General features: G+C 76.7%; 19 protein-coding genes. 6 read left to right on the top strand and 13 right to left on the bottom strand.

Annotated elements, in window-relative coordinates; genetic code table 11:
• Positions 1–63: 63 nt before the first annotated feature.
• The 4 genes from coaD to ACWIX6_RS06020 all read right to left on the bottom strand — a co-directional run bounded on the left by coaD (position 64) and on the right by ACWIX6_RS06020 (position 4,982).
• Positions 64–549, bottom strand: a complete 486-nt coding sequence (coaD, locus tag ACWIX6_RS06035) for a pantetheine-phosphate adenylyltransferase (RefSeq protein ID WP_448615936.1) — start codon at positions 547–549, stop codon at positions 64–66.
• The gene (gene rsmD, locus ACWIX6_RS06030) at positions 546–1,103 is read right to left on the bottom strand and encodes a 16S rRNA (guanine(966)-N(2))-methyltransferase RsmD (protein WP_448615935.1); all 558 of its coding nucleotides are present in this window, start codon (positions 1,101–1,103) and stop codon (positions 546–548) included. The genes coaD and rsmD overlap by 4 nt, the downstream gene beginning before the upstream one ends.
• Positions 1,100–3,304: an ATP-dependent DNA helicase RecG gene (gene recG, locus ACWIX6_RS06025; protein WP_448615934.1), complete on the bottom strand. Its 2,205-nt coding sequence runs from the start codon at positions 3,302–3,304 to the stop codon at positions 1,100–1,102. Before recG ends, rsmD begins: the two co-directional genes overlap by 4 nt.
• A gap of 70 nt (positions 3,305–3,374) precedes the next feature.
• On the bottom strand, positions 3,375–4,982 hold the full coding sequence (locus ACWIX6_RS06020) for a DAK2 domain-containing protein (RefSeq protein WP_448615933.1): 1,608 nt from the start codon (positions 4,980–4,982) through the stop codon (positions 3,375–3,377).
• 220 nt (positions 4,983–5,202) lie between these two features.
• Here ACWIX6_RS06020 and rpmB point away from each other — a divergent pair, with 220 nt between their 5' ends.
• Positions 5,203–5,394, top strand: coding sequence for a 50S ribosomal protein L28 (gene rpmB / locus ACWIX6_RS06015; protein ID WP_091537495.1), 192 nt, complete (start codon positions 5,203–5,205; stop codon positions 5,392–5,394).
• Positions 5,395–5,565: 171 nt separating this feature from the next.
• Here rpmB and ACWIX6_RS06010 read toward each other — a convergent pair whose 3' ends face one another.
• The 3 genes from ACWIX6_RS06010 to ACWIX6_RS06000 are packed head-to-tail and all read right to left on the bottom strand — an operon-like array spanning position 5,566 to position 7,731.
• A complete protein-coding gene (locus ACWIX6_RS06010; RefSeq protein WP_448615932.1) occupies positions 5,566–6,195 on the bottom strand; it encodes a cytidylate kinase-like family protein in 630 nt (209 codons plus the stop codon).
• Positions 6,183–6,713: a GNAT family N-acetyltransferase gene (locus ACWIX6_RS06005; RefSeq protein WP_448615931.1), complete on the bottom strand. Its 531-nt coding sequence runs from the start codon at positions 6,711–6,713 to the stop codon at positions 6,183–6,185. The genes ACWIX6_RS06010 and ACWIX6_RS06005 overlap by 13 nt, the downstream gene beginning before the upstream one ends.
• On the bottom strand, positions 6,697–7,731 hold the full coding sequence (locus ACWIX6_RS06000; RefSeq protein WP_448615930.1) for a thiamine-phosphate kinase: 1,035 nt from the start codon (positions 7,729–7,731) through the stop codon (positions 6,697–6,699). Before ACWIX6_RS06000 ends, ACWIX6_RS06005 begins: the two co-directional genes overlap by 17 nt.
• A gap of 107 nt (positions 7,732–7,838) precedes the next feature.
• Here ACWIX6_RS06000 and ACWIX6_RS05995 point away from each other — a divergent pair, with 107 nt between their 5' ends.
• Both ACWIX6_RS05995 and ACWIX6_RS05990 read left to right on the top strand, forming a co-directional pair.
• A complete protein-coding gene (locus ACWIX6_RS05995; RefSeq protein ID WP_448615929.1) occupies positions 7,839–8,072 on the top strand; it encodes an Lrp/AsnC ligand binding domain-containing protein in 234 nt (77 codons plus the stop codon).
• Positions 8,073–8,180: 108 nt separating this feature from the next.
• On the top strand, positions 8,181–8,720 hold the full coding sequence (locus ACWIX6_RS05990; RefSeq protein ID WP_448615928.1) for a DUF3515 domain-containing protein: 540 nt from the start codon (positions 8,181–8,183) through the stop codon (positions 8,718–8,720).
• Between the two features lie 64 nt (positions 8,721–8,784).
• On the opposite strand, the gene ACWIX6_RS05985 is transcribed toward ACWIX6_RS05990, so the two are convergent.
• From ACWIX6_RS05985 to ACWIX6_RS05960, 6 genes are all read right to left on the bottom strand, one after another.
• Positions 8,785–9,435 (bottom strand): hypothetical protein, encoded by a 651-nt coding sequence (locus tag ACWIX6_RS05985; protein WP_448615927.1) that lies wholly within the window; start codon positions 9,433–9,435, stop codon positions 8,785–8,787.
• Positions 9,432–10,625 (bottom strand): D-alanine--D-alanine ligase family protein, encoded by a 1,194-nt coding sequence (locus ACWIX6_RS05980; protein WP_448615926.1) that lies wholly within the window; start codon positions 10,623–10,625, stop codon positions 9,432–9,434. The genes ACWIX6_RS05985 and ACWIX6_RS05980 overlap by 4 nt, the downstream gene beginning before the upstream one ends.
• Before the next feature lie 11 nt (positions 10,626–10,636).
• The gene (locus ACWIX6_RS05975; protein WP_448615925.1) at positions 10,637–11,824 is read right to left on the bottom strand and encodes a cystathionine gamma-lyase; all 1,188 of its coding nucleotides are present in this window, start codon (positions 11,822–11,824) and stop codon (positions 10,637–10,639) included.
• A 46-nt stretch (positions 11,825–11,870) separates the two neighbouring features.
• On the bottom strand, positions 11,871–12,866 hold the full coding sequence (locus ACWIX6_RS05970) for an NAD(P)H-dependent glycerol-3-phosphate dehydrogenase (protein WP_448615924.1): 996 nt from the start codon (positions 12,864–12,866) through the stop codon (positions 11,871–11,873).
• Positions 12,863–13,708 carry a lysophospholipid acyltransferase family protein gene (locus ACWIX6_RS05965; RefSeq protein WP_448615923.1) on the bottom strand — a complete coding sequence of 282 codons (846 nt, stop codon included), beginning with the start codon at positions 13,706–13,708 and terminating at the stop codon, positions 12,863–12,865. Before ACWIX6_RS05965 ends, ACWIX6_RS05970 begins: the two co-directional genes overlap by 4 nt.
• 102 nt (positions 13,709–13,810) lie before the next feature.
• Complete coding sequence (locus tag ACWIX6_RS05960; protein ID WP_448615922.1) at positions 13,811–15,247, bottom strand: serine hydrolase domain-containing protein; 1,437 nt, start codon at positions 15,245–15,247, stop codon at positions 13,811–13,813.
• A gap of 92 nt (positions 15,248–15,339) precedes the next feature.
• Here ACWIX6_RS05960 and cofC point away from each other — a divergent pair, with 92 nt between their 5' ends.
• Genes cofC through ACWIX6_RS05945 form a run of 3 tightly spaced genes read left to right on the top strand, consistent with a single transcriptional unit; the run spans position 15,340 to position 19,049 of the window.
• Positions 15,340–15,987: a 2-phospho-L-lactate guanylyltransferase gene (cofC, locus tag ACWIX6_RS05955; protein ID WP_448615921.1), complete on the top strand. Its 648-nt coding sequence runs from the start codon at positions 15,340–15,342 to the stop codon at positions 15,985–15,987.
• 43 nt (positions 15,988–16,030) lie between these two features.
• Positions 16,031–18,118, top strand: a complete 2,088-nt coding sequence (locus tag ACWIX6_RS05950; protein WP_448615920.1) for an RNA degradosome polyphosphate kinase — start codon at positions 16,031–16,033, stop codon at positions 18,116–18,118.
• Entirely contained in the window at positions 18,102–19,049 is a 948-nt protein-coding gene (locus ACWIX6_RS05945; protein ID WP_448615919.1) for an NUDIX hydrolase, read from the top strand. The genes ACWIX6_RS05950 and ACWIX6_RS05945 overlap by 17 nt, the downstream gene beginning before the upstream one ends.
• The last annotated feature ends 41 nt before the right edge of the window (positions 19,050–19,090 follow it).

Here is a 19,090-nt window from a genome sequence, read left to right as displayed (position 1 = left end):
CGCCGGCGCTCGTCAGGCACGTGCCGGGACGTGCTGCGCCCTTGCGTGACCTCGCGAGCTCGATCACCCGCGCCGGCCCTGCCCCTGGGCCACCAGCCGGTCGTTGACGCCCTTGGGCACCAGCGAGGACACGTCGCCGCCGAACCGGGCGATCTGCTTGACCAGGCTGGAGGAGAGGTGGCCGACCTGGGGAGCGGTGGGCACGAAGAGGGTCTCCACGCCGGCCAGCTCGCGGTTCATCTGGGCCATCTGCAGCTCGTACTCGAAGTCGCCCACCGCGCGCAGGCCCTTGACGATCACCGGCACGTCGTGCGCCCGGCAGTAGTCGACCAGCAGCCCCTCGAAGCTGTCGACGGTGACGTTGGGCAGGTCGACGACGGCCTCGCGCAGCAGCGCCATGCGCTCCTCGACCCCGAACAGGCCGGCCTTCCCGGGGTTGACCAGCACCGCCACGACCAGCTCGTCGTACAGGGCGGCGGCACGGATGATGACGTCGACATGGCCGTTGGTGACCGGGTCGAACGAGCCGGGACAGACCGCGCGCCTCACGGTGCCCGACCGTACCGGAGCACCGCCTCGCCGTACCGCCGATCGCGGACACCGGTCAGGGGTGTCGGCCATTCCCAGGGTTCCTCGCGGCTGGACCGCTCCACCACGACCACCGCCTCGGGGGCCAGCCAGCCACCGTCGGTGAGCGCCTGCAGCACGCCGAGCACCTGCGGGACGCCGACGGCGTAGGGCGGGTCGGCCAGCACCAGGTCGAACGCGGCCGGAGCCGGGCCGGTCACCACCGCCGACACCGCCGCCCCGATCACCCGGGCGCCGGGCAGCCCGACCGTGGCGACGTTCGCGCGCAGCACCGGCAGCACCCGGGGACCGGACTCGACCAGCAGCACCTCGGCCGCGCCGCGGGACAGCGCCTCCAGCCCGAGGGCGCCGGACCCGGCGTAGAGGTCCAGCACCCGGGCCCCCTGGAGCTCGAGCAGCGAGCCCAGCGAGTTGAACAGCCCCTCCTTGGCGCGGTCCCCGGTCGGCCGCACCCCCGACGGCGGCACCGCCAGCCGCCGCCCGCGCGCCACCCCGGACACGATCCGCGTGCTCACGCCCGCTCCAGCCAGTCCGCGCGGTCGTCCACGGCCAGTGCGGCGACGGCGGCGGCCAGCTCCGGGTGGGCGGCCAGGCCGCGGTCGCCCTCCACCAGCGCGGTGGCCTCGGCGCGGGCCTCGCTGATCAGCGCCTCGTCGTCGAGCAGGGACAGCAGCCGCACACCGGAGCGCCGGCCGGACTGCGCGGCACCGAGCACGTCGCCCTCGCGCCGGGTCTCCAGGTCCAGCCGGGCCAGCTCGAAGCCGTCGGTGGTCGCGGCCACCGCCGCCAGCCGCTGACCGGTGGCCGAGGACGAGGACGCCTCGGTGACCAGCAGGCACAGCCCCGGATGGGCGCCGCGGGCGACCCGGCCGCGGAGCTGGTGCAGCTGGCTGACCCCGAACCGGTCGGCGTCCATGACCACCATCACGGTGGCGTTTGGCACGTCGACGCCGACCTCGACGACGGTGGTAGCGACCAGGACGTCGATCTCGCCCGCCCCGAACGCCCGCATCCGGGCCTCCTTCTCGTCGGCCGGCAGCCGGCCGTGCAGCACCTCCACCCGCAGCGCGGCCAGCGGCCCCGCACGCAGCCCCTCGGCCACGTCCAGCACGGCCAGCGGTGGGCGCCGGTCACCGCCGCCGGTCTCCTCCGGCGGTGCGCCGTCGGCGTCGTCCGGACCGTCGTCGTCCCCGCCCGGACCACTCTCCTCGTCCCCGATCCGCGGGCAGACGACGTAGGCCTGCCGGCCGGCGGCGACCTCCTCGCGCACCCGCGCCCAGGCCCGGTCCAGCCAGGCCGGCTTCTCCCCGGCCGGGACCAGCGAGCTGGACACCCCGCCGCGGCCGGCCGGGAGCTGGCGCAGCGTGGAGGTCTCCAGGTCCCCGTAGACCGTCATCGCCACCGTGCGCGGGATCGGCGTGGCGGTCATCACCAGCACGTGCGGCGGCCGGGAGCCCTTGGCCCGCAGCGCGTCGCGCTGCTCGACGCCGAACCGGTGCTGCTCGTCGACCACCACCAGCCCGAGGTCGGCGAACTCGACGCCCTGCTGCAGCAGGGCATGGGTGCCGACCACGATCCCCGCGCTGCCGTCGGCGACCGCGGCGCGGGCCTCGCGGCGGGTGGCTGCCTTCTGCGAGCCGGTGAGCAGCACGACCCGGGTGCCGGCCGGGTCGCCGTCCAGCTCGCCCGCTCGGCCCAGCGGGCCGAGGACCGCGCCCAGGCTGCGGGCGTGCTGGGCGGCGAGCACCTCGGTCGGGGCCAGCAGCGCGGCCTGCCCCCCGGCGTCGACCACCTGCGCCATCGCCCGCAGCGCCACCACCGTCTTGCCCGACCCCACCTCGCCCTGCAGCAGGCGGTTCATCGGCTGCTCCCGGGCGATCTCCCGGGCCAGCTCCTCCCCGACCTCCCGCTGCCCGTCGGTGAGCGAGAACGGCAGCCGCGCGTCCACGGCGTCCAGCAGGCCGCCGCTGCGCCGCGGCCGGGCGATGCCCGGCTCCAGGGCCGCCGCCCGGCGGCGGGCGGCCAGCGTGGCCTGGAGGACCAGCGCCTCGTCCCACTTGAGCCGCTCGTCGGCCACGTCGACCTGGTCGGTCGTCTCGGGCCGGTGCTTGTGCAGCAGCGCGGTGGCCAGGGTGACCAGGCCGTGCCGGCGGCGGACCGCCTCGGGGATCGGGTCGTCGAGCGCGCCCTCCAGCGCGTGCGGATCGGCCAGCAGCAGCTTGACCGACCTCTGGATGACCCAGCTGGAGACGTCCTTGCTCGCCGGGTAGATCGGCACGAGGGCGCGGGCCCAGTCGTCGTCGTCCCCGGTGATCACGTGACAGTCGGGGTGGGTGAACTGCAGGTCGCCCTGCCACCTGCCCACCGTGCCGGCGAACAGGCCCCACTCCCCCACCGCCAGGTGGGCGTGCCGGTTGTTGAAGAAGACCAGGCGCATGCTCCCGGCGCCGTCGCCGACGGTGACCTCGGTGAGCGTGCCGTGCCGGCGCTGCATCTTCCGGGTGGAGACCCGCTTGACCTGGGCCAGCACGGTCACCCGGTCCCCCACCTCCAGGTCGTCCAGCTTGGCCATCTCCCCACGCCGGGCGTACCGGCGCGGGTAGTGGCGCAGCAGGTCGCGCACGGTGTGCAGGGCGAGCTGGTCGCCCATCGGCTTGGCGGTCTTGGGACCGACCACCTTGACCAGCGGGGTGTCCATCGAGATCGCCACCGTCATCCACCTCCTCGCCGGCGCTCGTCGGCCAGCTGACGGCGTGCTCTGCCCCTGCGTCCGCTCGCGAGCTCGCTCACTCGACCCCGATCAGCAGCGGCACCGCCCCCGGGCCGCCGGCGTAGCGGACCACCTCGACGGTCGGGTGGACCGCGGACAGGTGGGCGCAGACGGCGTCCCCGAGGCCGGTGAGCTCGCCGGTGTCGTCGGCGCCGACCACCACGGTGGCCAGCTCGCCCCCGGCGGACAGCAGCCGGTCCAGCAGCTCGCAGCCGACCGCGGTCAGGTCGGTGCCCAGGACGACGACGTCCCCGTCGACCGCGCCGAGCACGTCACCCGGCGAGCAGCGGCCCGCCGAGGTCAGCGCCTCCTGCCCGGCGAGGCTGACCTCCGCCCACCGGGTCGCGGCCGCGGCCTCGGCCATCGCCACCGCCTCGTCGCCCAGCCGCCGGGTGGGGTCGGCGACGGCCAGCGCCGCCAGGCCCTGCACCGCCGAGCGGGTGTGCACGACGACGACCTCCCGGCCCTCCTCGCGGGCGCGCTCGGCGGCCGCCGCCGCGACCGGGACCAGGGCGGGGTGGTTGGGCAGCAGCACCACCTGCCCGGCGCCGCTGCCGAGGACGGCGGCCAGCAGCGCCTCCTCGTCGACCCCGCCGGCCGGGGCGGTGAGCACGCTGACGCCCTCGCCGGCGAAGAGCCCGGCCAGCCCGGCGGAGGCGGCGACGGCCACCACGGCCCGGACCCCCGCGGCGGGGGCGGGCGGGCGGACCGGCGCCAGCGGGGTCACCGAGATGCGGTGCGGACGGCCGGCGACGACGGCCGCCTCGACCGCGGCCCCCACGTCGCCGACGTGGACGTGCACGTTCCACTCCCGGCCGGCCGGGGTGTCCACGCCGACCACCACCAGGCAGTCGCCCAGCTCGGCCAGCCGGTCCCGCAGGCGGGCGACGGCGTCCTCGGTCGAGTCGGCCAGCAGGAACTGGACCTCGCTGCCGGGGCCCTCGACCGGCTGCTGGACCGCGACCGGCGCGTGGTCGGGACGGGTGTCGCCGTCGATCGGCGCGCGGACCGGCTGCTCCCCGGTCACCGTGCCGACCAGGGCGTCGAGCACCACGCACCAGCCGGCGCCCCCGGCGTCGACCACCCCGGCGTCGCGGAGGACTGCGAGCTGGCCGGGCGTGGCCCGCAGGGCGCTGAGCGCGCCGTCCGAGGCGGCCCGGACGACGTCGGCGAGGGCGGTGCGGCCGGCCTCGACCGCGGCCGCGGCGGCCTCAGCCCCGGCCCGGGCGACGGTGAGGAAGGTGCCCTCCTCGGGGTCGGCGACCGCGGTGTAGGCGGTCCGCGAGGCGCGGGCGAGCGCGTCGGCGAGGGCCCGGCCGTCGACCTCCGGAGTGCCGGCCAGCGCGTCGGCCAGCCCGCGCAGCAGCTGCGCCAGGATCGCCCCGGAGTTGCCGCGGGCGCCCAGCACCGCGCCGCGGGCCAGCACCGCCCACGGCGACTCGGCGCCGCGCCCGGCGAGTGCGGCGTGCCCCGCCTCGGCGGTGAGCAGCAGGTTGGTGCCGGTGTCCCCGTCGGGCACCGGGAAGACGTTCAGCTCGTCCAGCCGGGTGCGGGCACGGGCGAGCCCGTCGACCACGGCGCCGCTCCACCGGCCGACCGCGGCCTCGTCCAGCGCCTCCAGCACGTGCGGGAGGGTACCTGCGGACACCGACGGGACCGGCCGGCCGAGCGCGGGACGCCGTCCGGGCACCGGGGGCGCGCGACGTCCCGGGCGGCGACCGGTTACAGTGGTCGGGAGCTTCGCCTGGGCGCACGGCGCCGTGCTGACCGCACCGCCGCGCGCCCCGGCCTGCCGGCACTGGGCCTGCAGGCCATCCTGAACCAATCTCTGGGAGTGATCAGCCGTGGCTGCCGTGTGCGATGTCTGTGGCAAGGGGCCCGGTTTCGGTATGTCGGTGTCGCACTCGCACCGCCGGACGCCGCGCCGTTGGAACCCGAACATCCAGGCCGTGAAGGCCGTCGTCGGCGCGGGCACCCGCCGCCGCATCAACGCCTGCACCTCCTGCATCCGCGCGGGCAAGGTCGTCCGCGGGTGAAGGGCCCCGCTGCCCCCCACGCCTCGTACCTCGGCGCGGGCCCCTGCAGCGGGGCCTGACCGTCCTCCTCACCCCTCGCAGGCTCGGGGCGAGCCTCTGGACGGGGCCACGCGGCGGGATCGTGCTCGACGACCCCGGAGGTCTGCTGACCTCCGGGGTGACTCGCGTGCCTCAGCCGGCGCCGACTCCCCGCGCCCGCGCGGCGGCGACCACCATGTCCACGACCACGTCGTGCGGCAGCGCCGTGGCGTCGACCACCAGGTGGTAGTGCCGGGCGTCCGCCGGGTCGGCGCGGTAGAAGTGCCGGACGTAGGCGACCCGCGCGGCATCGGCGGCCTCCATCTCCCGCCGGACCTGGTCCTCGGGCAGGTCGAGCAGCGCCCTGGCCGCGGCCAGCCGGCCCGCGGGCGGGCCGTCCAGCCGGACGTGCAGCGCGTCGGGCCGGTCGGCCAGCACCATCGCCGCCGCCCGGCCGAGCACCACCCCGCCCGGTCCGGCGGCGATCTCGGCGAGCACGCGCTCGGTCTGGTCCCGGTAAGCCCGCTCGTCGGGCAGCGTGGAGACCGGCAGCACCCCGCCGACCGGGTCGGGCATCGACCCCAGCGAGGTGATCAGCCGCCACAGCCCCCGGGCGATGGTCTCGTCGTTGGCCTCGGCCTCCGCGACCGGAACCCCGAGCCGCCCGGCGACGAGCACGGGGATGGCCCGGTCGTGGAACGGCAGCCCCAGCCGCTCGGCCACCGCGGTGGCGATCTCCGGGCCACCGGCGCCGAACGACGCCGACACGGTCACGACGCCCATGCGTCCTCCTCCTCGCCCGGGGCAGGGAGGTCCCTGCCCAGGAAGACAGCACCGCGTTCCTCGGCGTACACCCCGTAACCGGGAACCGGTGTGTACCCCGCCTGCGCGTACAGCGCCAGGGCCTCCGGCTGGCGGCCACCCGAGTTGAGCAGCAGGTGCCGGTGCCCGGCCGCCGCGGCCGTCGACTCCAGGGCGGCGAGCAGCCGGCGGGCCAGCCCGTGCCGGCGGAACGCGGGCTCGACGTACATCCGCTTCAGCTCTGCCACGCCCGGGGCGTGCACCCGCCATCCCCCGCAGCCCGCCGGCGCCCCGTCCACCTCGGCCACCAGGAACAGCCCGGCCGGCGGGGAGAACTCCGCCGGGTCCACGACCGCGGCGTCGCGGCCGCCGTACCGGACGACGTACTCCTGCTGGACCCGCTCGATGAGGTGCTGGGCCACCGGGTCGGCGTAGCCGACCACCCGCAGCTCGATGCGGGGCCGCTGCTCCGACGGCGCCCGGTCACCCGAAGTGCACATGCCCGGTCCTCCCCGCACCCAGCGCCGCGGCCACGTCGTCGGCGGGGACGCCGTCGACCCACACCCCGGGAGCGCCGTCGGCGACCCGGCCGACGGCCGCCCAGCCGTGCGGCAGGGCGGCCTCCGCGGGGAACGTGGCCACCAGGGCGTGGTCCTCCCCGCCGGTGAGCACCCAGGCCATCGGGTCCCCGCCCAGCGCGGCGGCCACCTGCTGCATCGGGCCGGGCGGCTCCAGGAAGCTGCGGGTCAGCGCCGCCCGGTCCAGGTCGATGCGGACGCCGCTGGCGGTGGCGAGGTGCCCGGTGTCGGCGAGCAGGCCGTCGCTGGTGTCGCACATGGCGGTGGCACCGGCGTCGGCGGCCGCCGGCCCGGCCCCGTAGGGGGGCGTGGGCCGGCGGTGCGCGGTGACCGCGGCGATCGGGCTGGCGAACCCGCGCCGGAGCACCGCCAGCCCGCAGGCCGACCAGCCCAGCCGCCCGGCCACGGCCACCACGTCGCCGGCTCGCGCCCCCGAGCGGGTCACCGGCGACCGGCCACCGAGGTCGCCGAGCGCGGTGACCGACAGGACGACGGCGGCGGAGTCCGGTGCGCTGGCCACGGTGTCCCCGCCGACGACCGCGGCACCGAAGCGGGCGCACTCGTCGGCCATCCCGGAGGCGACCTCCTCCAGCCAGGCCGTCGGCGTCCCCGGCGGGCAGGCCAGCCCGACGAGCAGCGCGGTGGGGACGGCGCCCATCGCGGCCACGTCGGCCAGGTTCGCGGCCGCGGCCTTGTGCCCGACGTCCTCGCCCGAGGACCAGTCCCGGCGGAAGTGCCGGCCCTCGACGAGCACGTCGGTGCAGGCCACCACCCGGCCGTCGGGTGCCCGCAGCACGGCGGCGTCGTCGCCGGGACCGACGTCGGCGAGGTCGGCCGCTCCCGACCGGGCGAGCACTCGGGCGATCACCCCGAACTCCCCGACGACGCCGACGCTGTCGGCCGCGTCGGGCGGGGGCACCAGCGGGCGGGGTCGGGTCATCGGGCCCCTCCCCGCGCTGCGGTACGTTGCCGGTCGGTCCGCCTCCCGGCGGTCGGTTCGTGCTCCCAGCCGCCGCCGGATCGGCGACGCCCGAGGAAGGTCAGCCCGTGGTCCACGCCTACATCCTGATCCAGACCGAAGTCGGCAAGGCAGCCGCGGTCGCCGCGGCCATCGGACAGATCGCCGGGGTGACCAAGGCGGAGGACGTCACCGGCCCCTACGACGTGATCGTCCGCGCCGAGGCCGCCAGCGTGGACGACCTGGGCCGGCTGGTCGTCGCCCGGGTGCAGTCCGTCGACGGGATCACCCGCACGCTGACCTGCCCCGTCGTCAACCTCTGACGCACCCGCGCGCGGTGCCGGGGTCCACCCGCTCCGCCCAGCCCTGAGGAGACCCGCCTGAGCACCGCACCGGCCGGCGGTGACCCGGTCCTGCGCCGGGCCGCCGTCGTGGTCGCCGCCGTCGTCCTCCCGGTGGTGGTCGTGCTGGTCGTGCTGGCGAACGTGCTGGGCCGGGACGGCGGCGCGGCGGACGGGGACGGTCCCGTCGCCGACGTGCAGGGCACCACGCCGGCGCCGCGCGGCGACCTGCCACCGGTCGAGGTGGACACCCCCGAGGTCACCCCGGAGGCCGAGCTGGCCTGCCCGGTGCTGATGCAGCAGCTGCCGCTGGAGATCGCCGGGGAGACCTCCCGGCAGGTCCGCTCGGACACCCCGTACGCCTACGCGTGGGGCGACCCCCCGGTGGTGCTGGTCTGCGGGGTGGCACCACCGGCCGGGTACACGACCGGCTCGGGCACGCTGGCGGTCAGCGGCGTGGAGTGGTTCGTCGACGACACCGACCCCGACGTCTACGTGTGGACGACGGTCGACCGGCTGGTGCCGGTCGAGGTGCGGGTGCCGGCGGACTACGACAGCGCCCTGGTGACCGCGCTGGGCCCGCTGATCAGCACCACGCTGCCCTACACCGAGCCGACCCCCGCGTCCTGATCCCGGCCCCCGTGCAGGGTCCCGCCGCGAGCCTGCGAGCGGCGGGGGGCACGGGGGTCCTTCCTCAGCGCGGCAGCCGGTCCAGCTGGGCCCGGGTGACCGCCTCGACCTCCGCGCGGGCCGCCTCCGGGGTGCCGGCGGTCGCCGCGACCGCCACGCTGAACACCCCGTGCGGGCACCAGGAGAACGCCGTCGGGCCGGTGAGCCCGAGGTGGTCCGCCGGTTCGTCGACCGCCATCGCCGCACAGCCCTCGGGCAGCCCGGGCGGGTCGGCCTCGGGGACCCCGCCGTAGTACTCGGCGTCGTTGCGGACCAGATCGGCGGCGTAGGCGTCCGCGCCCGTCGAGGCGCCGAACTGGTCGACGAACACGGTGGTCAGCGCGTCGCCCGAGCGCCAGAACCGCTCCCAGCCGTGCTGGTAGCCGTACGTCTCGAGCACCCGGCGCTGCTCGGCGGCGTCGTCGGCGTACCCGGCGACGTCGTCGACGGTCTTCTCCCCCGCGGGCGGGTCCAGGTCCAGGTCGGGCACCCGGGGCAGCCCGGAGGGCACCTCGGGGACCAGCAGGTCCTCCAGCCCGGCGGCGGTCCCCGGCAGGTCCGGAGCAGGGGTCGCGGGAGCCGCCCGCGCCTCGCCGGGCACGTCCGAGGCGCACCCGGCGCATGCGCTGCCGGCCAGCAGCAACGCCACCGCCGCGCCGGGCAGGCGCCGCGTCACCCGGAGGTCCGGGCGCCACCGTCCAGCACGCTCCCGGCCGGCACGCCGCCCTCCGGGGCGGTGCGCCCCGGAGCGGCCCCCGCCAGGGCACTGGCCACGAGACGGTCGACCAGCTCCGGGTAGGCGACGCCGGAGGCCGCCCACATCCGGGGGAACATCGAGATCGGAGTGAACCCGGGCATCGTGTTGACCTCGTTGACGACCAGCCGGTCCGCGCCGGTCGCCGGGTCGGTGCCGAGGAAGAAGTCGACCCGGGCCAGCCCCTCGCAGTCCAGCGCCAGGAACGCGCGCACCGACATCTCCTGCACCGCGCGGGTCTGCTCCGGGGTGAGGTCGGCGGGCACGTCGAACTCGACGGCGTCCTCGAGGTACTTGGCGGCGAAGTCGTACCAGTCGGTGCCGGCCCGCAGCCGGATCTCCGCGGGCAGGCTCGCCTGCGGCAGCCCGCCGCCCGCCCCGGCGAGGACCCCGCACTCGACCTCCCGGCCGGGCACCGAGGCCTCGACGACGACCTTGGGGTCCACCGCGGCCGCGGTGGCGACCGCGGCCGGGAACTGGGCCCAGTCGGTGACCCGCGTGATCCCGATGCTGGACCCGGCGCGGGAGGGCTTGACGAACGCCGGCAGGCCCAGCCGCTCCCGCGCGGCGTCGTCCAGCAGGTCGGGGTCGGCGCGCACCGCGCCGGTGGCGTCGCGCAGCACGACGTGGTCGCCCTGCGGGATGCCGGCCGCGGCGAGCAGCTTCTTGGTGTGCTCCTTGTCCATCGAGGCGGCGCTGGCGAACACCCCGGAGCCGACGTAGGGCAGCCCGGACATCTCCAGCAGGCCCTGGATGGTGCCGTCCTCACCGTAGGCGCCGTGCAGCACCGGGAAGACGACGTCGACCTCGGTGAGCCGGCCGATCGCCTGCCCGGCCTCCAGCACCGCCAGGCCCCGGCCGGCCGGGTCGCCCACCAGGGAGACGGCGGTGCCGCCGGTGACCTCGGGCAGCCGGCCGTCGGTGATGGCGAGCGCGGCGCCGTCGTGGAGCACCCACCGGCCGTCGCGGGCGATGCCCACCGGCACCACCTCGTAGCGCTCGGGGTCCAGCGCGGCCAGCACGCTCCCGGCCGAGACGCAGGAGATGGCGTGCTCCGCGCTCCGCCCGCCGAAGACGACAGCGACCCTGGTCCTGCGCGAGCTCCCGGTCATCGCCGACGACCCTAGCCGAGGGACTCGAGGGCCCGGTCGAGGTCGGCGACCAGGTCGGCGGTGTCCTCGATGCCGCAGGAGAAGCGCAGGAACCCCTCGGGGACGGCGTCGCCGCCCCACTGCGCCCGCCGGTCGACGGTGGTGTGCATGCCGCCGAAGCTGGTCGCGGCGAGGAAGAACCGGCTGTGCCGCACCAGGTGCAGCACCGCGTCGGCGTCGGCCAGCTCGGCGGACACCACGCCGTTGGGGCGCAGCATCTGCCGCTGCGCCAGCGCGAAGGAGGGGTCCTGGGGGCGCCACGGCCACCGCACGCCGCGGACGGCCCGGGCACCGGCCAGCACCTCGGCGACGGCCGCCGCGTTGGCCGCCTGGCGGGCCAGCCGCAGGTCCAGCGTGCCCATCGAGCGGTGCCCCAGCCACGCCTCGAACGGTCCCGGCGTGTTGCCGGTGGTCTTGCGCCAGGCGGCGATCCGGGCGTGCAGCTCCCGCCCGGCGTCGGTGGGCGCGCTGCTCACGTGCCCGAGCAGCACGTCGCTGTGGCCGGTCAGCGCCTTGGTGTCCGCCCCGATGGTCAGGTCCGCGCCCAGGGCCAGCGGCCGCTGCCCGATCGGGGACGCCGTGGTGTTGTCCACCGCGAGCACGGCCCCGGCGGCCCGGGTGGCCCGGGCGACCGCCGCGATGTCGCACAGGTCGAGCTGGGGGTTGCTGGGCGTCTCCAGCAGCACCAGCCGGGCGCCGTCCAGGTCGCCCCGGGCGGCGACGTCCCCGATCTCCGTCGTCGGGACCAGCTCGACGCGCAGGCCCAGGCGCTCCAGCTCGTCCCGCGCCAGCACCCGGGTCGCGTAGTAGCCGTCCGAGGGGAGGACGACGCGGTCCCCGGCCCCGGCCACGGCCAGCACGGCCGAGCTGATCGCCGCCATGCCGGTGGCGAAGGCGAGGCAGTCGCCGCCGTCGAGGTCGCCGACGGCGCGCTCGAAGACCCGCAGCGTGGGGTTGTCCGGCCGGGCGTACCCGTCGGCCCCGCCGGCGCCGGGCGGCTGGTCGCCCAGGTGGTAGGGCGCGGCGAACACCGGGGACGGGCGCAGCGGGGTGCCCGGGACCACCGGCTCGTCACCGGCGTGCACCAGCCGGGTGCCGTCACCCAGCTCGGGCCCGAGCCGGTGCCGGTCCGCCGACGGGGTCGGTCCAGGGGCGTCCACGCGTCGTCCTCCTCGGGGGCCGGCCTGTGGCCGGCGGTGCTGGGCGCTACTCGGGTTTCGCCTCGCGGGTCATCATCTCGCGCATGATCCGGCCGGCCGACTCGCCCTCGTGGCAGACCCGGACGACGGCCTCGGTGATGGGCACGTACACGTCGTGCGCCCGGGCCAGGTCGAGCACCGACCGGCAGGACTTCACGCCCTCCGCCGTCTGCCGGGTGGTCCGCAGCACCTCCTCGACGGACATGCCCCGGCCGATCCGCTCGCCGAACGTGCGGTTGCGCGACAGCGGCGAGGAGCAGGTGGCGACCAGGTCGCCCAGGCCGGCCAGCCCGGCGAAGGTGGCCGGCTCCGCACCCAGCGCCACGCCCAGCCGGGCGGTCTCGGCCAGGCCGCGGGTGATCAGGGACGCCCGGGTGTTGTCGCCGAAGCCCATCCCCTCGGTGATGCCCACGGCCAGCGCGATGACGTTCTTGATCGCCCCGCCCAGCTCGCAGCCGACCAGGTCGGCGTTGGTGTAGGGCCGGAAGTAGCCGGTGTGGCAGGCGGCCTGCAGCGCCTCGCCCCGGTCGGTGTCGGTGCAGGCGATGACCGTGGCCGCCGGCTGCTCCTCGGCGATCTCCCGGGCCAGGTTGGGCCCGGACAGCGCCGCCACCCGGTCCGGCGTCGCCCCGGTCACCTCGCAGATGACCTCGCTCATCCGCTTCGTCGTCCCCAGCTCCACGCCCTTCATCAGCGACAGCAGCGACGCGTCCGGGGGCAGCAGCGGCGCCCAGGCGGTCAGGTTGTCCCGAAGCGTCTGCGAGGGGACGGCGAGGACCACCACGTCGGCGTCGTCCAGCGCCTCGGCCGCGTCGGTGGTGGCGCGCACCTTCTCGGGCAGCCGCACACCGGGCAGGTACTCGGGGCTCTCCCGGGTCTCGGTGATGGCGGCCACCAGCTCGGCGCGGCGGGCGTGCAGCACCACGTCGGTCCCGGCGTCGGCGAGCACCTTGGCGAACGTCGTCCCCCAGGAGCCGGCCCCCAGCACGGCCGCGCGGGTCACCGGTCCTCCCCCGGCAGGTCCCCGGGGACGTCCCCGGGCAGGTCCCCGGCGACGTCCCCGCGCAGCGGGCGGGACGGCCGGGGGTGGAAGGCCACCGGGGGCTGCTCGCCGCGCAGCTCGCCGAGCTGGTCCCGGACCCGCGTCATCAGCTGGTCGGTCACCTCGCGCAGCAGCTCGCCGGACAGCGGCAGGCCGGCGCGGACCCGGGCGCGCAGCCCGGCGAGGTCCACCGGCTCCCCGACCAGGTACTCCGCCGGCGTCCGCAGCCGCGGGTGCAGCCGCCGGGCGTGGTAGTCGTGCACCCGCTGCGGCCCCCACTGCGCCACCGGCAGCACCACGGCGTCGGTGGTGAGCGCCAGCCGGGCCACCCCGGTGCGGGCCTGCATCGGCCACCAGTCCGGGTCCCGGGTCACCGACCCCTCGGGGTAGATCACCACCAGCCCGCCCTCCTCGAGCGTCCGCCGCGCGGCGCGCACCGAGGAGGAGGCCGCGCTGGAGCCGCGGGACACCGGGAGCTGGCCGGCGGCGCGCAGGATCGTGCCGGCCAGGCCGACGAAGAGGTCGTCCTTGGCCAGGAAGTGCGGCGCGCGGCCGTGGTCCCAGGCCAGCCGGGCGCAGGCCAGCGGGTCGAGCACGGACACGTGGTTGACCACCAGCAGCACCCCACCGGTGGGCGGGATCCGGCCGCCGTGCCGGTAGCGCATGGAGAACAGCACGACGGTCGCCGGGTGGACGACGGCGACGCACAGGCGCAGCGCCCAGGAGACCGGGCGCCGCGTGCGGCGGCGCGGCGGTCGCGGGGCGTGCTCGTCCACGGCGACCGCGGGGAGCGGCTGCGGCACTGTTCTCCTCCCGGTTCCTGCGGGTGATCCGGTACGTGATCGTGCCCGCACCCCCCGGCCACGGTCGCACTGCCCCCCGTGACCGGGCGGCGGCGGGGACCGTCAGCCGGCCGGCGGCTGCCGGACCTGACCGGCCCGCTGCGCGCGGAAGACCTCCACCGGCCAGGAGGAGATGCCGCCGACCCGCACCCGGGCCGCGGCGCCGTCCGGCTCCCACTCGTAGTGGACCGTCTCCCCGGCGGACCCGAAGCCGGCCACCGACTCCATCCGCAGCGTGTCCGGGCCGGTGACCTCGAGCTCCAGGTGGCCCTCGGTCGGGTCCGGGGCGCCGGGGCGCAGCAGCACCAGCCGGCCGCCGAGCAGTGCCACGTCGGTGACGCCCCAGAGGTTGGCGAACCGCCCGGCGAACCGGGCCGGGTCGGGCCCAGCCGCGGGTGTCCCGCCCGCGGGGGCGGCCAGGGCGAGGTCCAGCAGCGTGATCAGGCCGCGGGCCAGGACGTCGGCCGGCCCGTCGACGGCGTTGGTGAGCACGCTGACCACCAGCTGGGCGTCGGGGTCGATCCAGGTGCGGGTGATGTGGCCCGGGTACCCGCCGCTGTGTCCGACCAGCCGGCGCTCTCCCACGGTGCGCAGGTCCATCCCGAGGCCGTAGTGCCGGACCTCCTCGTCGTGCGCCCGGATCTCCGACTCCGGCCGCCGCATCAGCCGCTTGCTCTCCTCGGCGAGCAGGCCGCGGGCGCCGGTGAAGTGCGCCGCCCCGAACGTGGTGAGGTCGGCCGCGGTGGAGAAGAAGCCCGTCGCGGCGGCCAGGGCGCGGGTGTCCACGTGCGGCACGGTCAGCCGCGCGTCCTCGCCGTCGAGCAGGCCGGTGTGCCCGGCGGCGTACTCGCGCGCCCGGGCGGGGTCCCACTCCGGCCCGGTGTCGGTCAGGCCGAGCCGGTCCACCACCTCCCGCTGGACGTGCTCGGCGTAGCTGCGCCCGGTGACCGCCTCGATCGCCGCGCCGAGCAGCCCGTAGCCGACGTTGGAGTACTTGAAGTGCTCGTTGCGCCCGAACACGGCCCCGCCGTCGGCGGCCAGGCCCAGCAGGCCGGCCTCGTCCGGGAAGGGCCGCAGCAGCTGCCAGTGGTCGTTGTCCCGGCCGTCACGGACCACGCCGCCCTGGTGGCCGAGGAGCTCGCGCACGGTGACCGCGGCCAGCTCCGGCGCCCGCTCCCGCACCGCGGGCACCCAGCGCCCGATCGGGTCGTCCAGCCGCATCCGGCCGGCCTCGACCAGCTGCAGGACGGCGGTGGCGGTGAACGTCTTGGAGTGCGACGCGATCCGGAACAGGTGCCGGGTGGTCAGCGGCTCCCCGCTGTCGGCGTCGGCGACGCCCAGCGCCGTGGACAGCACCACCCGCTCGCCGACGCGCACCGCGGCCTGCACGCCGGGCACCCGCGCGCGGCGGCGCTGGTGGTCCAGCCAGGACTCCAGGTAGGGCGCGGCGGCGGCGGCCACGGCGGTCGCCTCGGCTACCCGGGCGGGCGGCGTGCTCATGTCGGGGCTCCTGGACGTCGGAGGGCGCGGGCCCCGGCAGGCGCGGCGGCACGCGGGACCGGGCGGTGTGCTGAGCTTCCCAGGTGCAGGAGGTGGGGCTGGTGCCGTGGTCGGTGGTCGTGCCGGCCAAGCGGCTGGCCGCGGCCAAGACCCGGCTGCGCCCGCTGACCGGCGCCGGCGGGCGGGTGGGCCACGACGACCTGGTGCTGGCGCTGCTGGCCGACACCGTCGCCGCGGTCACCGGCTGCCCGGCGGTGGGCGACGTCGTGGTGGTCACCGACGACCCGGGGGCGGCCGCGGTGGTCTCCGCCCTGGGCGCCCGGACGGTGCCCGACGAGCCCGGCCGGGGGCTGAACCCGGCCCTGGACCACGGCGCCCGGCGGGCCGCGGGCGGTCCGGTCGCCGCGCTGTCCTCCGACCTGCCGGCGCTGCGCCCGGCCGAGCTGGGCGCGGCGCTGGCCGCGGCGGCCCGCACCGGCGCACCGCGGTCCTTCGTCCCCGACGCGGCGGGCACCGGCACCACGCTGCTGGCCGTCGCCGCCGGGCCGCTGGACCCCCGGTTCGGCCCCGGCTCGGCCGCGGCGCACGAGACCTCGGGCGCCGTCCGGCTGGCCGGCAGCTGGCCGGGGCTGGCCCGGGACGTGGACACGCCCGCGGACCTGCTGGCCGCCCGGGCCCTCGGCCTGGGGCCGGCGTCCGCGGCGCTGGCCGCGCGGCTGTGGCCGGCGGCCGGGAACTGACCGGCACCGCCCGCCGTCCTCCGGGATGCGGCACGATCGACCGGTGCCCCGAGAGACGCTCCCGACCACCGCGCCGCTGCCGGCCGACCGGTTCCTCAACCGCGAGCTGTCCTGGCTGGACTTCAACGCCCGAGTGCTCGAGCTCGCCGAGGACGACGCCGCCCCGCTGCTGGAGCGGGTGAAGTTCCTGGCCATCTTCGCCAGCAACCTCGACGAGTTCTTCATGGTCCGCATCGCCGGCCTCAAGCGCCGGCAGAGCACCGGCCTGTCGGTGCGCTCCCCCGACGGGCTGACCATCCGCGAGCAGCTGGTCCGGGTCACCGAGCGCACCCAGGACCTCGTCCACCGGCACGCCAGCGTGTTCGACAAGGACGTCGCGCCGCGCCTGGAGTCCGAGGGCATCCGCATCGTGCACTGGGACGACCTGGCCGACACCGAGGCGATGCGGCTGCGGGAGTACTTCCGAGACCAGGTGTTCCCGGTGCTGACCCCGCTGGCGGTGGACCCCGCGCACCCGTTCCCCTACATCAGCGGGCTGTCGCTGAACCTCGCCGTCTCGGTGCGCGACCCCGACACCGGCGCCCCGCGGTTCGCCCGCCTCAAGGTGCCCAACAACGTGCCGCGGTTCATCCCGGTGGGGACCGGCGGGGTGCGGGGCACCGACGCCGGGGCGGTGTTCCTGCCGCTCGAGGACCTGATCGCCGCCCACCTGCAGCAGCTGTTCCCGGGGCTGGACGTGCTGGACCACCACCTGTTCCGGGTCACCCGGAACGCCGACGTCGAGGTGGAGGAGGACCGCGACGAGGACCTGCTGCAGGCCCTCGAGCGCGAGCTCGCCCGCCGCCGCTTCGGCCCGGCGGTGCGGCTGGAGGTCACCGAGACGATGGACCCGCAGATCCTCGAGGTGCTGGTGTCCGAGCTGGAGATCAGCCCGGCCGACGTCGTCTCGGTGCCGGGCCTGCTGGACCTGAGCGCGCTGACGGCGCTGTACGACCTGGACCGCCCCGAGCTCAAGGACGAGCCGTTCGTGCCGGCGACCCATCCGCGGCTGAGCGAGGGGGAGACGCCCAAGAGCGTGTTCGCCACCCTCCGGGAGGGCGACGTGCTGGTGCACCACCCCTACGACTCCTTCGCCACCAGCGTCCAGCGGTTCATCGAGCAGGCCGCCGCGGACCCGAACGTGCTGGCGATCAAGCAGACCCTGTACCGCACGTCGGGCGACTCCCCGATCGTGGAGGCGCTGATCGAGGCGGCGCAGGCCGGCAAGCAGGTCGTCGTCCTGGTGGAGATCAAGGCCCGGTTCGACGAGGAGGCCAACATCAGCTGGGCCCGGTCGCTGGAGCGGGCCGGCTGCCACGTCGTCTACGGCCTGGTGGGCCTCAAGACGCACTGCAAGACCGCGCTGGTCGTCCGGATGGAGAACGGGGTGATCCGCCGCTACTGCCACATCGGCACGGGCAACTACAACCCCAAGACCGCCCGCATCTACGAGGACCTCGGCATCCTCACCGCCGACCCGCGGGTGGGCGCGGACCTCACCGACCTGTTCAACACCCTCACCGGCTACTCCCGGCAGACCACCTACCGCTCGCTGCTGGTCGCCCCGCGGGGCATCCGCACCGGCCTGCTGGAGAAGATCCGCCGGGAGGCCCGCAACGCCGCCGAGGGCCGGCCCAGCGGCATCCGGATCAAGGTGAACTCGCTGGTCGACGAACAGGTCATCGACGGCCTGTACGAGGCGTCGCGGGCCGGCGTCCCGGTCGAGCTGGTCGTCCGCGGCATCTGCGCGCTGCGCCCCGGGGTGCCCGGGCTGAGCGAGACCGTGCACGTGCGGTCCATCGTCGGCCGGTTCCTGGAGCACTCCCGGGCCATGTCGTTCCTCAACGCGGGGACGCCGGAGTGGTGGATCGGCAGTTCGGACCTGATGCACCGCAACCTGGACCGTCGGGTGGAGGTGCTGCTGCGGGTCAACGACGCGGCGGTGCAGCGGGACCTGCAGCGGGTGTTCGACGCGGCGCTGGCCCCCGACGTCCGCAGCTGGCACCTGGCCGCCGACGGCAGCTGGAACCGGACCGGGCACCACGACCACCAGGCCGAGCTGCTCGCCACGCGAGGTGAGCACGCTGCCTGACCGGCCGGCCGTGGTGCGCGCCGCCGGCGGCGCGCTGTGGCGCACGGCGGACGACGGGACGCTGGAGACCGCGCTGGTGCACCGGCCCAAGTACGACGACTGGTCGCTGCCCAAGGGCAAGCCCGAGCCCGGCGAGCACCCGCTGGAGACCGCGGTCCGCGAGGTGGGCGAGGAGACGGGCCTGCGGGTCGCGGTCGGCCGGCGCAGCGTCCGCACCCGGTACACCGTGCGGTCCAAGGACGGGCAGCAGGCGGCCAAGGAGGTCGACTACTGGCTGATGCGGGTGGACGGCGGCGAGTTCGCCGCCAACGACGAGGTCGACGAGCTGCGCTGGCTGACCCTGGACGCGGCCGCCGGCCTGGTGTCGCACGCGCACGACCGGGCGGTGCTGGCCGACCTGGCGCGCGCCGACGTGCCCCGCGCGCCGGCGCTGCTGCTGGTCCGGCACGCCAGCGCCGGGGACCGGGCGGACTTCGACGGCCCGGACGCGCTGCGGCCGCTGGACCGGCGGGGCCGGGCGCAGGCGCGGCGGCTGGCCCGGGTGCTGCCGGTGTTCTGCCCCGGCGAGCTGCTGACCGCCGAGCCGGTGCGCTGCCGGGAGACCCTCGTCCCGCTGGGCGAGCGGACCGGCCTGGAGGTGCGGTCGCTGCCCGAGCTGGGCGAGGAGCGGTTCACCGCCGACCCGGAGGCCGGGGTCGCCGCGGTGCAGCGGCTGCTCGCCGGACGGGCCGACGGCGCGGTGTCGGTGGTCTGCAGCCAGGGCGGGGCGATCCCGTCGGTGCTGCTGGCGCTGGGCGTGCGGTGGGAGGGGGCCGCCGGCGCGCTCTGGCCGCCGTCGGGCAAGGGCAGCGTGTGGGCGCTGGGCGGCCGCCCCGGAACGCTGAGCGCCGACTACTACCGCGACCTCGCCGACGACCCCGCCGACTGTTGACGGACCCCCGTGCCCGGGAAGGCTCCCGGCCCCTCTGCAGG

The organism is Modestobacter sp. URMC 112, from assembly GCF_053502575.1.
The sequence above is the reverse complement of the archived record's forward strand: the minus strand, read 5'-3'. Positions and strand labels throughout refer to the sequence as shown.